The sequence below is a fragment of the Kribbella polygonati genome (genome assembly GCF_050320105.1).
Classification (GTDB): domain Bacteria; phylum Actinomycetota; class Actinomycetes; order Propionibacteriales; family Kribbellaceae; genus Kribbella.
Map to the genome: position 1 here is coordinate 7,368,994 of NZ_CP190129.1, position 12,874 is coordinate 7,381,867.

9 protein-coding genes are annotated in these 12,874 nt (G+C 69.0%); 7 read left to right on the forward strand and 2 right to left on the reverse strand.

The genetic code is table 11. The features are described from left to right. Window positions 1-71 precede the first annotated feature (71 nt). The 4 genes from ACQHIV_RS35260 (at window position 72) to ACQHIV_RS35275 (ending at window position 4,328) form a co-directional block, all read left to right on the forward strand. Window positions 72-323, forward strand: a complete 252-nt coding sequence (locus tag ACQHIV_RS35260) for a hypothetical protein (protein ID WP_427888643.1) — start codon at window positions 72-74, stop codon at window positions 321-323. A 462-nt stretch (window positions 324-785) separates the two neighbouring features. Continuing rightward, window positions 786-1,094, forward strand: a complete 309-nt coding sequence (locus tag ACQHIV_RS35265) for an HNH endonuclease (protein WP_427888645.1) — start codon at window positions 786-788, stop codon at window positions 1,092-1,094. A 493-nt stretch (window positions 1,095-1,587) separates the two neighbouring features. Next, window positions 1,588-3,603 (forward strand): hypothetical protein, encoded by a 2,016-nt coding sequence (locus ACQHIV_RS35270; protein WP_427888647.1) that lies wholly within the window; start codon window positions 1,588-1,590, stop codon window positions 3,601-3,603. A 284-nt stretch (window positions 3,604-3,887) separates the two neighbouring features. Next, window positions 3,888-4,328 carry a WhiB family transcriptional regulator gene (locus ACQHIV_RS35275; RefSeq protein WP_427888648.1) on the forward strand — a complete coding sequence of 147 codons (441 nt, stop codon included), beginning with the start codon at window positions 3,888-3,890 and terminating at the stop codon, window positions 4,326-4,328. A 313-nt stretch (window positions 4,329-4,641) separates the two neighbouring features. On the opposite strand, the gene ACQHIV_RS35280 is transcribed toward ACQHIV_RS35275, so the two are convergent. Both ACQHIV_RS35280 and ACQHIV_RS35285 read right to left on the reverse strand, forming a co-directional pair. After that, entirely contained in the window at window positions 4,642-5,313 is a 672-nt protein-coding gene (locus ACQHIV_RS35280) for a response regulator transcription factor (RefSeq protein WP_427888650.1), read from the reverse strand. Continuing rightward, window positions 5,310-7,346, reverse strand: coding sequence for an ATP-binding protein (locus ACQHIV_RS35285; RefSeq protein ID WP_427888652.1), 2,037 nt, complete (start codon window positions 7,344-7,346; stop codon window positions 5,310-5,312). Before ACQHIV_RS35285 ends, ACQHIV_RS35280 begins: the two co-directional genes overlap by 4 nt. A gap of 184 nt (window positions 7,347-7,530) precedes the next feature. Between ACQHIV_RS35285 and ACQHIV_RS35290 the strand changes: the two genes are divergently transcribed. From ACQHIV_RS35290 to ACQHIV_RS35300, 3 genes are all read left to right on the forward strand, one after another. After that, window positions 7,531-8,232 (forward strand): DUF4386 family protein, encoded by a 702-nt coding sequence (locus tag ACQHIV_RS35290; RefSeq protein ID WP_427888653.1) that lies wholly within the window; start codon window positions 7,531-7,533, stop codon window positions 8,230-8,232. Window positions 8,233-8,294: 62 nt separating this feature from the next. Then, entirely contained in the window at window positions 8,295-9,245 is a 951-nt protein-coding gene (locus tag ACQHIV_RS35295; RefSeq protein WP_427888655.1) for a cytochrome c oxidase assembly protein, read from the forward strand. A 189-nt stretch (window positions 9,246-9,434) separates the two neighbouring features. After that, the gene (locus ACQHIV_RS35300) at window positions 9,435-12,827 is read left to right on the forward strand and encodes a phosphodiester glycosidase family protein (RefSeq protein ID WP_427888657.1); all 3,393 of its coding nucleotides are present in this window, start codon (window positions 9,435-9,437) and stop codon (window positions 12,825-12,827) included. The last annotated feature ends 47 nt before the right edge of the window (window positions 12,828-12,874 follow it).

Genomic DNA, 12,874 nt, shown 5'->3' on the forward strand with positions numbered 1-12,874 from the left:
GGAGCAGTTGGGCGCGATCACTGAATTGGGCGACGCTGTCGAGCATCCGAGTCGTGTAGACGAGGCGGATCGTGCTGATCGCATTGCAGGACCTGCGGACAGACCACATCAACATCCTGAGGTTGCTCGCGTCCCAGCGGCCGGACTCGGACAAGGCTGGCAGTCGGGGTTGGTATCCGTTCGCCATCCCTGAGCGCTCAGGGATGGACCGCGATCTGACTTACTTGTGCATCGCTGGCCTCAGGGAGTTCTGGAAGGCATTGATCTACAACACCTCGTCGAGTATTGCCGACGCGCACCTGCTATTGAATGCCAAGTCGTAGGCAGATAGAGATGTGGAGGATATCCGCGCTGACCTCTAGGCTCGACGACATGACGTTTCTGAGGCCACACCCGCAGTTCTTGAGACGGTCGCGGGGTTCGACCGGCTCGGGCGTGACCTGTTTCTGCAGATACACGGGTTTGGTCTGGCGAGGTCCTATTTCCTCGAGTACAACGGCTACAGGTACGACTCGAGGGCGATCTTCGGCGTGGCGCGCGGACTTGGCGGAGATCGACCATTGGCGATCGGATGACTTCAGCGGCCGAGACAAGACGGTCGCCGACCGACTTCGCGGGCTCGGCGTCACCGTCACCTTCGTCCGGAACCCGGTCTGGACCCGAGACGAGATCGTCCTCGTCTGTGCTGCGGTCGAGGCCAACGGCTGGCGGACGATTGGCGGAGTCCATCCAGGAGACACTGGTCGCCTGGGACGACGACCCACACGAGATCTCCGAATTGGACGTTGACGATCTCGGCGTCGAAGAAGGCGGAGTCCTTCTCAAGCAGCACTTGCGGCGAGAACGCGATCCGAAACTCAAGGGCAAGAAGCTCGACGACGCCAAGCAGCGGGGCATCGCACTGGTCTGCGGGGTGTGGCTTCGACTTCAACGCGACCTACGGAACCTGCGGCTCCGGCTACATCGAGTGCCATCACCGGACACCGCTGGGCGTCACTGGCCAGACACACACACTCTTGGCCGACCTAGCCCTGATCTGCTCCAACTGCCACCGCATGATCCATCCCACACGTATTTCGCTGACAGTCGAGTAACCTGCGTCGCTTGTTGAGGCTATTCGTGCGGCGTCGACGATCGCGGACCGTTCTTAGCCGCTACGCAGCTGCGCTGCGCGAGGCGCCTATGAGCTTGGCATCTGGCCAGGCGTGGCTGCCGGACGAAGGAAGATTCTTGAGTTCGGTCTGCGAAGTTGCGGGTTTTGCGTGGTTGGTGTGGTGAACTAGGTGTACGAGGCCGGTACCACGGTCGACCGACGCCCTTCGGGGTGGCAGGCACGCAGCGCGAGGCGAGAGTTTCGCGACTGATGCCCTTTGTGGTCGTCTTCCAATGCTGGCACGTCGTGACGAACGCCCGCGTATGCGGGACCCGTCTCGACGGTGGCGTGGCGCGTGGGCCAGCCGCCGAACTTCCGAGCAACCGCTCAGGAGTAAGCGGCGGGAGCCCCGCCACAGCCACAGGAGTACAGAGATGACTCAGCAAGACATCGCTCACCTCGCCAGCGACCCGGACGTCGCGGTCGACGAGGAAGTGGACACCCTCGACACCGAGCTGGGGGACGCGGCGGACACAGCGGCTTGGAGTCGGTGGAACAGCGAGCCGATGCCAGCGCTACCGAAGATGGCGGCGATCCGGCGGGCCTACGACGCCTGCGTGAGCGAGGGGCTCCCAGAGACGTTCGCCTGGGCGCTGGCGGCTGGAGTCACTGACCCGGCCAAGCTGCGCGGAGCACTGAGCGCGAAACGAACGATGCCGGTGGTCGGCGGGGTTTTCGAGATCGTCGAGGTGGACCTCTGGACGCCTGCGGTCACCCCGATGGCCACAAATCACCGGGCCTTCGCGGAGCGGGTATATCCGGCCTCCGGCGCGCGCGGTGTGGAAGGGCCGCTGCGCGGGCCGGCATCTGATCCAGGCGCCACGTCGACGCTGCGCACCGAGGCGCACAGCGTCTCGCATGTCCTCGCTGAGGCAGAGCGTGCGCGGACCTTCATCTTGTCCGACAACAAGCTGGCGGCCTCGATTGGCGAGCGGGGGATCATCATGCCCGTCGACGTTGTGTTCAACGAGATCCATCACGACGACGGCGAGCCGCCGGCCGCGCTGCTCGCGACCGCTGAGGGGTCGAGTCGGATCACCAACGCCCATCAGGTGTTGGGCATCGCTGACGCCCGGACGGTGATGTATGAGATGCCGGCCGACGAGGACCGGTTGCGTCGGTTCATCAACTCGGTTCTCGCTGAGGACCCGGAAGAGCCGGGTCTGACCGGTCGGGGCGCGACCAAGCGTCGCAGCCGCCGCAACGCGATGATCGTGCGGGCACGGGTGATCCTGCGGTTCTTGCCGGCGGCGGGGTCGAACTACGACTACGCCCAGGCGATCGGCGGCTATCTCGGCATGCTGCACGTCGACGGGCCGCGGCCGTGGCCGACCACGGGACGAAATGAGGCGATGGCCGAGTCCGTGATCCGCGCCCTGCGTCTGGAGGACGCCGTCACCGCTGACGAGCACGACTACATCGCGGGACTGATGGAGCCGGGCGTCGCCAAAGAGTCCGGCTTTCCTGAACACCCCGACGCGCAGGCGGCATACGTCGTCGCAACAATGCTTAACCCCGAGCTGCGACCGATTGTTGCGCGAGCGATCCGGGATGTCACGGCCGCCGCTCGTGCGTCCGCGAACGCCAAGGCCGAGGCGGCGGCGGAACTCGCGCTGCGACCGATCCGGAGCCTTGCCATGAGCCTGCCGGCGGACGACCCGTCCCGACGGCAGATCGACGTGATGCAGTCCGTGTATCGGCGGGCCTGCAGGCTGAAGCGCTACGCGTCAGGTGGATGGGAAGTCACCGACCGGTCCCCGGACGAACTCTTGGCGGAAGCACTGGCCGAGCTGAAGGCATCTACTGACGCGCCGACCGGGTCCGGTGACTACGCGGCCCGAACTGAGTTGGCCGCGCTTGCGCAGTTCCACCTCACCCGGTGGGGCGCCCTGCGCCGCGAGCCCTTCGGCAGCGGCGGAACGACTGCGGACAAGCGCGGACCTCAAGACATCCTGAGCGCGATGATGGACACCATCCAGGGCGTACACCTGCTGCACCGGGCAGTGGTTGACGGTCGGGCCGGCCACGCGCCGCGGATTGTGGACGAGAGCGGCGAGCCCGTGCGTGGTCACCTGAGCGACAGCGGGGCCCTCGTCGTCGAATCCACGGGCACGGAGGTGGCGATCAGCGACCGGTGGCTGCGTGACGATGCGTTCCCGCGGTCGGGTGTCAGCCGGCCGATGCCGACGCCGCCGCCGTCCGAGACACCTGAGATGGCCCTGGCCCGGATCAAGCACGCCATCGCGGTCACGCTGGAGAGTCTCGAGGGAGAGATCGAGCACCTGGAGGAGAAGACCGGCGACGACGGTACCCCGCTCATCGAGATCCAGGGCTGGGCAACTGAGGGCCTTCTGCAGCGGCTCGACGACCTCCGGACCCGGCTCTCGTTCTGGAACGGCCTGGCCAGCCGGCGGGCCCGGCGCGAGCAAGTGGAGGAGGAGGACGCGTAAGACGTAGGACTGGTGGGGTGCGGGCGCAGGTCCGATGCCGCCCGCACCCCACCTGGCCGATCTTGCGGTACGGCGCCACCGGCCCGGGTACAGTTGAACAGCACGAACCCCGTCAGGGGCCACTCCGATGGAACAGCGGGTGCCGAACACGGCACAGCCACGCGGCGGAACTGCTCTACCGAGCAAGACCGACCGATCCGCGATCCTGAGACCCGACGGCAAGTTCACAGAAGAGTAAGAGCGCGGGCGGTGGCCCCCACGCTCCGGAAACCCCGGAGAGTGGGATGCAAGCCCAAAGCACTGCCCTGGACACCCTCTACCCGCCCCTCACTGCGGTCGGCACTCCGCCGCCCAGCGGGTCGTGCGCTCGACTCGCCGGTGACTTCACGGACCAGGCGACGCAACAAGCGGTCTTCGACGGCGACGTTGATGCGCCGGCACTCGTCGCCGCTGCGCGCCGCGTGTGTGCGACGTGCCCAGTCCTCCGCGAGTGCCGGACCTACGCCGAAGACAGCCTCGACCAGTTCACCTTTCTCGCTGGACGGAGCGCCGAGGAGCGAGCAACCGGCCGCCGGCGGGCGACCACGACGCAGCACCGCCGGACCATCGTCGGCCGCATGAGGGCGGCGGGCATCAGCTCCAAGGAGATCAGCTTCTACACGAGCTACCCGCTCCGCAGCGTCGAGGGGGACGCGGCACATCTGGCCACTGCCAAGGCGGGGTAGCAGCACGGTCGGCGCGGCGCAGACTCTCAGGGCGCCGACTCGCTGGTCGGCAGGTTTCGAGCCCGTCGCGCGCTTCGGGAGGGTGTCAGTACGCTTCTCCCGTCGATGGCTTGTCAATCGGGCCGGCATTGCCACTGACCCCGCAGGTCAGGGCAGGTCTTGGCCCAATCTGTAAATCTGTCGGCTTATGCCTACGCAGGTTCGAACCCTGCACCCGCCACATGTGGTAGTTGAGTCCAGAGATGGCCTCTGATCTGCGGAAACGCAGGTCGGAGGCCAATTTCTGATGTTGGGCGCCCTGCAGATTGGCCGGTCAGCCAGGTGGGTCGCGGAGGTACGTCAGTACGGCTGCTACCCGGCGGCTGACTCCCGGCGCGGTGCCGAGGTCGAGTTTGGTGAAGATCGCGTTGACGTACTTCTCGATGGCTGACTCGGACAGGTGCAGCCGGGTGCCGATCGCGGCGTTGGTTCGGCCCTCGGCCATTTCGCGCAGCACCTCCCGTTCCCGTGGGGAAAGGGCGTTGAGGGGTGAGCTGCCCTGGCGGACTCGATGCTGGACGAGACGCTCGACCACCCCGGGGTCGACGACCGACCGGCCGGCGACGACCGACTTCAACGCCGCGAGGAGCTCGTCCAGGTCGCCGATGCTCACCTTGAGCAGGTAGCCGAGGCCCTCGGTGCCGTCGCGGAACAGTTCGGTCGCGTAGGCCGCGTCGGAGTACTGCGAGAGCACGATGACCCCGACACCCGGGTGGGTCCGCCGCAGTCTGCGGGCCGCGTCGATGCCTTCCGTACTGTGGCCGGGTGGCATCCGGATATCGGTGATCACGGCGTCCGGGGTCAGGCGGTCGACGGCCATGAGCAGCTCCGCGGCATCGCCGACCGCGGCGACGACGTCGACCTCGCCGGAGTCCTCGAGGAGCCGGCGGGTGCCCTCACGGACCAGGAAGTTGTCGTCCGCGACAACCACGCGCAGCGGGCTCATGTGCGTGGACCCTCCGGGACGGTGAACGACAGCGTCGAGCCACGACCCGGCGCACTGCGTACGGTGATCTGCCCGCCGAGCGCGTCGATCCGGTCGGCGAGCCCCAGGAGGCCGCGCCTGGGTGTGTTCGCTACGTCGAAACCGCATCCGTCGTCGCTGACGTCGACAACGAGGTCGTCCTCCACCATGCCGATCGTAACCACCGCGCGAGAAGCGCTCGCGTGCTTGGCGATGTTGGTCATCGCCTCCGAGATGGCGAAGTACGCCGCGTGCTCGACATCCCGGGAGAACCTCGCGCGCCCGTTGAGGTTGCTGCGTACGTCGACCGGGATGGGCATCCGGGCGGCCCGCTCGCTGACGGCCTCGACGAGCCCCCGATCCGACAGCAAGGGTGGATGCAGGCCACGTGACACCTCCTGCACGGCAAGCAACGCCCGCTGCCCGTCCAGGGCCACCTCCTTCAAACTTGCGTCGGCGAGGAGTGGGTCGCGTCGAAGCTGGTTGCGTGCCAGTCCGATGCGCGCCAGCAACGCGACGAGGTCCTGCTGGACCCCGTCGTGCAGGTCTCGCTCCAGGCGGCGCCGGCTCGCATCCTCCGCCGCGACGAGCCGAGCGCGTGATGCGTCGAGGTCGACGACCCGGGCTTCGACCTGCCGGGCGAGCCAGTCGTTGTGAACTGCCAGTGCGGCCTGCCGGCCGAGGGAGGCGAGCAGTTGTCGGTCGGCGTCGCGGTAGCGGCCGTCCCGCTTCGGACCGCACTCGATGGACCCGACGACCACCCCGGCCTGGACGAGCGGTACGGCGATCGCCGGCCCGGCCGAATCCGGGACCTGACCGGCCGAGCCGAGCACCGTCCCGCCGGCTTGGTTGTCCACGACGACGCGAACCCAGGTCGCGCCGACACCGGCCCGGACAGCGGCCGCCACCTCCGGCGCGACGGCGTCCTGAGCCGGCGTCGCCTCGAGCCGGGCACCGAGCTGGGCGATGAGTTCGTAGCCGGACAACCGGCGGCCGTGGACGAGCCGATCGGCCAGCCGTTCGAGACGGGTGCGCAGCGGGGCGAGCAGCAGGGTCGCCGCGACGGTCAGACCGATTGCCATCGGCAACGGCAGCGAGGCTCCCGCGGCAAGCCCGAGCCCGAGCGCGGCACCGACGCAGATCCCGCCGGCGAGGACCCATAGCACTGCATAGGCCACAGATCGCCGGATGACAGCGTCCACATCAAGTACGTTGTCCCGCACCATCCCGAGTCCGATCGCCAATGGCAGCGCAAACGCAGCGGGCGAATAGAGGACGTAGACGAGCCACGTAGGCAAGGTATGGACCCAACCGCCCGCCGCACCCAAGGTCACTCCGACGATCAGCGTCACCAGGGCGCCCATGACGAGCCACCTGATCTTGCGGCGCTCGGCCGGCTCGGCACTGCGGAAGCGCAGGACCAGACCGGTGCCGACGCACACCGGGAAGGCCGCGCCGTACCCGCCTGCGGCCACGCGACCGAGCCAGGCCAGCGCGGGCGGGACCGTCGGGTTGGGCGCCGTGACGTGGTCGCCCCAGATGAGCGACCCCGGATAGGTGACTGTCGCCGAGCCGATCCGTGCCGCCAGGACGACCGCGGCGCCGAGGACGGCCGCGGTTCGGACGACGACACGATCCCGCGCCATCCGGTACCGGCCGTCGGGGAACACCGCGAGCAGCGCCAGGAGGGCGAGCGCTTGGCCGATCTCGAGGGCCTGGAGCAGGAGCACCACCTGCCACGACGCAGATCCACCGCCGGCAAGGTGGCCCGAGTAGGCCGAGCCGACGACGTATCCCACCGCCATGACGACGCCCACGGCGAGCAGCCGCCGCGCCCCGCGGTGCCGCGGCGACGTGAGCAGCGCCAGGGTCCCGGAGAGGAGGAAGGCCGCCGTCTGGGGCAGGCCGCGGGCGGCCTCGGCGAGGTGCCCGAAGCGCGCACCGATGAGCAGCGGCGCGATCAGGACAGCGAGGCAGGCCGCCGTTATCACGATGCTGCGCGCCCGGACCGTCACAGCGCCAGTGTCGCGTAGCGGTGGACTGCTTGTCTCGACTGTTCGCCGTATCGCTCGGTGCGGTTTTCCGCAGCCGGCACGGTGGTCCGCCGTGCGGCCGGCACCCTGCCGCCGGACAGCTCGGGAGTTCCACGCTGGAGGTGCCGCTGGGCCAACGGGGCGCCGGCCACAGAAGGGAAGCCCAATGTCCATCCGCAACGACGACATCACTTTGGCAGTTCCGTCAGGACCGTCCGCCCCCACCAGTAAGTTCCGGCGCAAGGCGGCCGGTGTCTGCCTCGTCCTGGCGCCGATCGCGTTCAGCGCCGCCGAGTTGCTCGCGCCCGAGGGCGGGAACGACGGGCCCTCGACGTACGCCGCGTGGTCGGCGCACCGGGGCACGGGCCTGGCGGGCGCCCTGGTGGGCCTCGTGGCGACCATGCTGTTCCTGCCGGCCTTCTTCGGGCTCGTCGCGGCCATCGCATCCCGCGGGCGACGGGTGGCCAACATCGCGCTCGGGGCCTTGGTCTACGGACTCGTGACGGCGCACGCTGCGTTGGTCGGGGTCAACCTCGTCTTCTACGCCGCCACCTCGCCAACGGTCGACCGGGCGGCTGCGGTGCACGTCATCGATGCACTCATGCACGAGGTCGCGGTCGCAGCCCCGCTCCTGCTCGGGCACTACGTATTCACGATCGGCGTACTGCTCCTCGCGGTTGCCGCCGTGCGATCCGCAAGGTTCCCTCGATGGGCGGGCTGGGCGGTGATCGCCGGCGTCCTCAGCGACGTTGTGCTCGGATCCCTCCCGCTGGACGGTCTGGTGGGCGACGTCGTCAGCGAAGGCCTGCTCATCGTCGGCTTCGGCTACATCGGATTGCGGCTCCTCAGTTCGAGGGTTGCTCGCTGAGGGGTGGCTGAGATTGGTGGGGTCGCGGAGCGGGGGCGGGGTGGGGTGGCTAGCTTGGGGTTGTGGGTCGTGAAGTGGTGTCTCCGTTGACGGTGGGGGATGCGCTGCGGGCGTGGACGGTGGATGGTCCGGTGCTCGTGGGTGTGCTGGTGGTTGGGGCTGTGTACCTGGCTGGGGTTTGGCGGGTACGGCGGTCCGGTGGGGTCTGGCCCGTGTGGCGGACGCTGGTGTTCTTCGGGGCGGGGCTCGGGAGCGTGGTCGTGCTGACCATGTCCTTCCTGGGGACGTACGACCGGGTGCTGTTCTGGCCGTACGCCGTGCAGAACGTGCTCCTGCTGGCGTTGACGCCGGTGCTGCTCGCGTTCGGTGGGCCTGTGCAGTTGATCGGGCTGAACTTTCCGTCCCTGGGGGCGGGGCGATTGGTGCGGGTGCTGACGTTCCCCGCGGTGAGCTCCTTGCTGGGGGCTGCCCTGCTGCCGTTGGTCTACTTCACGCCGTACTACGACGCCGTCCTCCAGAACGACGTGCTCCACCAATTGCTCCGGCTGCAGCTCATCGTCGTCGGGTGCTTGTTCTTCTGGCCGATGCTCGGTGGGGAGTCGTTGCCGGCCTGGTGTACGCCGCCGGTCCGGGTGGCGATCGGGTTCCTCGACGGGCTGCTCGACGCGCTGCCGGGGATCCTGATCATGACCAGCCCGGGGACGCTGGCCGCGACGTACTACCTGTCCGTCCGGCACGGGTGGGGGCCGGCGCCGCATGAGGATCAGCGGTTCGGGGGTGGGCTGATGCTCACCTTGGCGGAGATGGTCGGGCTGCCGTTCCTCGCCGGGCAGCTGGTGGCGTGGATCCGTGCGGACAAGGCCGAGGCGGCGGCGGTGGACCGGCGGCTCGACCGGGTGGTCGCCGAGCGGGCCGCCGCGGGGGAGGACGAGCCGGAGCTGATGCGGCCCTGGTGGGAGACCGACCCGGGACAGCTCGCCGACCGGTTCCGATCGCAACGCGACGACGACTGAGCGCCTACCGGTGGTGTACGCCGGGTTGCCGGCGCGGTAAGACGTCTACCGGTTGATGGTGGTATGTCGTCAGCGGTTTACCCCGATGTTGTCGGCTCAGGGAACGGTCGGTGGTTGCGCCGCCTCTGGATGCGGCGCGGCTGGGGGTGAGTGCCCGGCCTGGGATCGTGCAGAAAGTACAGGTCGACGATGAAGGCTCATCGCTTGACGGCGGGGATCGCGGTGGTGGCGGCCGCCGGTGTTCTGTGGTCGTTGCCGGCTGTCGGGTACGCCGACGACCATCCGGTTGCCGGGCTCGCGCTGGTGGATACGAACGAGACGGTTGGGCCGGGGATCGCGCTCAACCACGTGAAGAGTGTGGATCAGCGCGGCTGGGTGGACGCGCAGTACCTCACCATCGATCTGGGCAACAAGGCGGTGAGTACGGACCTGCTGACGTCAGGCGCGGTGGCGTCCGGTGGGCCGTTGAGTACGGCGGCCAACAAGGCCGGCGCGGTCGCGGGCGTCAACGGCGAGTTCTTCGACATCGGGAACAGCAACGCCGCGCTGGGCGGTGAGGTCCAGAACGGCCAGCTGCTGAAGTCGGCCGACGCGTCCGGACGCCAGCACGTCGGCGTGAGCAAGGACGGGATCGCCCAGTTGGTCGACCTGGCGGTGGATTCGACCGCGACGTTCTCCGGCAGCGACCACAAGGTGCTGACGATCAACGCGGCCAACGGTGGCGGCGTACCCGCGAACGGGCTGGTCGCGTACACCCCGGTGTGGGGCGAGTACAGCCGCGCCCGCGGGTTCGCGAACGCCGACGTCGCCGAGGTACTCGTCGAGCAGGGCAAGGTCGTCTCGGTCAACCCGAGCGCCGCGGGTGCCGGCGCCATCCCGGCGGACGGGTTCTACCTGGTCGGGCGGGACACGGCCGCGACCGCGCTCCGGGCCCTGCAGCCGGGCGACGCCGTCACGCTGCACTACGAGCTCGCGAACGACCTGGCGAAGTCGATGAAGTTCGCGCTCGGTCAGGGCGGGACGATCGTCAAGGACGGCAAGGCGGTACCGGGGCTGGACAAGTCGATCGCGCCGCGGACCGCGCTCGGGTTCAAGGACGGCGGCCGGACCCTCGTACTCGCGACCTGGGACGGCCCGGGCGGTACCGGCAAGGGCGGTGTGGGCATCGACCGCGAGGCACAGGACCTGGCCGACCGCGGGATCCAGACCGCCGTCAACCTGGACGGCGGCGGCTCGACCACGATGGTCGCCCGCGGTCTCGGCGAGGACGGTACGACGGTCCGCAACAACCCGTCGGACGGCCAGGAGCGCAACGACCCGAACGGCGTCGGCGTCTTCGTCAGCAAGGGTGACGGCAAGGTGCACCAGCTGGCGATCAAGCCCGCGGCCGGACAGGCGGCCGCGGACGGCGGGACCAAGGTCTTCCCGGGCATGCACCGCACGCTGACGGCCAAGGCGGTCGACGACCACCTGACGCCGGTCGCCCCGAAACGCCTTGTCTGGAAGGCGAAGGGCGGCACCATCAAGGACGGTGTTCTGACTGCCGGAAACCGCTCGACCACGGTTACCTCACAAGCCGGGAACGTGCGCACGACCCAGCGCGTCGACGTACTCGGCCCGCTGAAGAGCCTCGAGTCCTCGACCGAACGGCTGTCGATCCCGGAGGCGACGGCCGCCAACGCGGTCAGCGTCGCGATCACCGGCCGCGACGGCCAGGGGTACACCGCCCCGATCGACCCGCGGGACCTGAAGCTCGACTACGACCACGCCGTCGTCGACGTGCAGGCCGTGGACGGCAAGCTGAAGATCGTCCCGCTCACCAACGCCGGCACGATCCTCACGGTCGCGGCCGCCGGGCAGACGGTGAAGCTCCCGATCACGGTCGGCGTCGAGACGAAGGTCGTGTACGACTTCGACGACGACGTCCTCGCCCGCTGGAACAACAACAGCACCGCGGCCACCACCCGCTCGGTCGACCCCGACGGCCTGCGCATCGACTTCCCCGCGATGCGGAACGTCGGGATCTCCGCGAACGGCGCCGCGAACCGGATCCAGGTCCCGGGCCAGCCGCTCCGGCTGCGGCTGCGGATCAAGTCGAGCATCGACGTACCGAGCGGTCTCGACTACGTCGGCCTGTACGACGGCAACGGGAAGGCGCTCGGGCTGTACGGGACCGGGCTGAAGGCGTCCGCGGACTACCAGAACGTCACCTGGACACTGCCCGCGAACACGGTGTACCCGGTGTCGATCTCGTCGTACCAGGGCATCAACACCGCGGTCGCGCAGCAGAAGGCGGGGACGTTCGTGCTCGACCGGTTCGAGGCCGACGTACCGACCTCGATCGACCTGCCGAAGCAGCCGGACCTGGTCGCCGACCCGCTGGTCTCGGCCGACGGGACGCTGAACACGGGCACGTTCAAGTTCGCGACGCTGTCGGACGTGCAGTTCACCGCCGACAACCCGGCGCTCTCGCAGGTCGCGACCGCGGCGCTCGCCCGGATCCGCAAGACGCGTCCCGACCTCGTGGTGCTGAACGGCGACATCACCGACCGCGGGCTGCCGCAGGACCTGTCGCTCGCGCGCAAGGTACTGACCGACGCGGGCTGCGACCTGATCCCGGTCGGGAAGGAGCCGGCGCCGAACAGCACGCCGACGGGCAACACGGTCCCGTGCTACTACGTGCCGGGCAACCACGAGTCGTACGGCTTGAACAACACGCAGTCGGACCTGACCAACTTCACCAACGAGTTCGGTCAGCCGTACCGGACGTTCGACCACAAGGGCACGCGCTTCATCCTGCTGGCGAGCGCTCTCGGCACGCTGCGTACGTCCGCCTGGGATCAGCTGCCGATGCTCAAGCAGGCCCTCGACGGCGCCGCGAAGGATCGCTCGATCCGCAACGTGATGGTGTTCGCGCATCACCCGGTCGACGACCCGGAGGAGACGAAGTCGAGCCAGCTCGGCGACCGGGACGAGGTCGCGCTGATCGAGAAGCTGCTGACGAACTTCCGCGACAGCACAGACAAGGGCGCCGCGATGGTCGGCTCGCACGCCCAGGTCGCGAACGTGCACCGGGTCGAGGGCGTCCCGTACACGGTGCTCCCGTCGTCCGGCAAGGACCCGTACGGCACGCCGGACCGCGGCGGCTTCACCGGCTGGGTCGACTGGTCCGTCGACGCCCGCCGTACTGCTGACCAGCAGTGGCTCGAGGCCGACGTACGGGCGTTCGCGCAGACCGTCAACCTCGACGTTCCGACAACGCTGGCCGCGGGCAAGGCCGCCGTACTGAACGGCAGCATCGTGCAGCCGGAGGGCGTCGGCGCCGGGACCCGGGTCGTGCCATTGCGCTACCCGATGTCGGTGCACTGGTCCGGCTCGCCGAACCTCGCGATCGGCGGCACGCTCGACCAGGCCCGGCGTACGGGCAAGGTCGCGCTGCTCGACCCGGTCACGCGAACGCTGACCGCGATCCGCCCCGGTACCGTGACGATCTCGGTGACGAACGACTCGATGCGCGCCTACACCGGCGACGCCTCGCTCGCCCCGATCACCGCCTCGGCCACCGTCGCCGTCGGCCGCTAGCTGCCCACGCCTCGCGCCCGGACCTGCGGAAACGCGGGTCCGGGCCG

Excerpts from the sequence above, each read along its gene's own strand:
- ACQHIV_RS35275 (WP_427888648.1), top strand. The coding sequence starts at position 3,888 with ATGCAAGCCCAAAGCACTGCCCTGGACACCCTCTACCCGCCCCTCACT.
- ACQHIV_RS35280 (WP_427888650.1), bottom strand. The coding sequence starts at position 5,313 with ATGAGCCCGCTGCGCGTGGTTGTCGCGGACGACAACTTCCTGGTCCGT.
- ACQHIV_RS35290 (WP_427888653.1), top strand. The coding sequence starts at position 7,531 with ATGTCCATCCGCAACGACGACATCACTTTGGCAGTTCCGTCAGGACCG.
- ACQHIV_RS35300 (WP_427888657.1), top strand. The coding sequence starts at position 9,435 with ATGAAGGCTCATCGCTTGACGGCGGGGATCGCGGTGGTGGCGGCCGCC.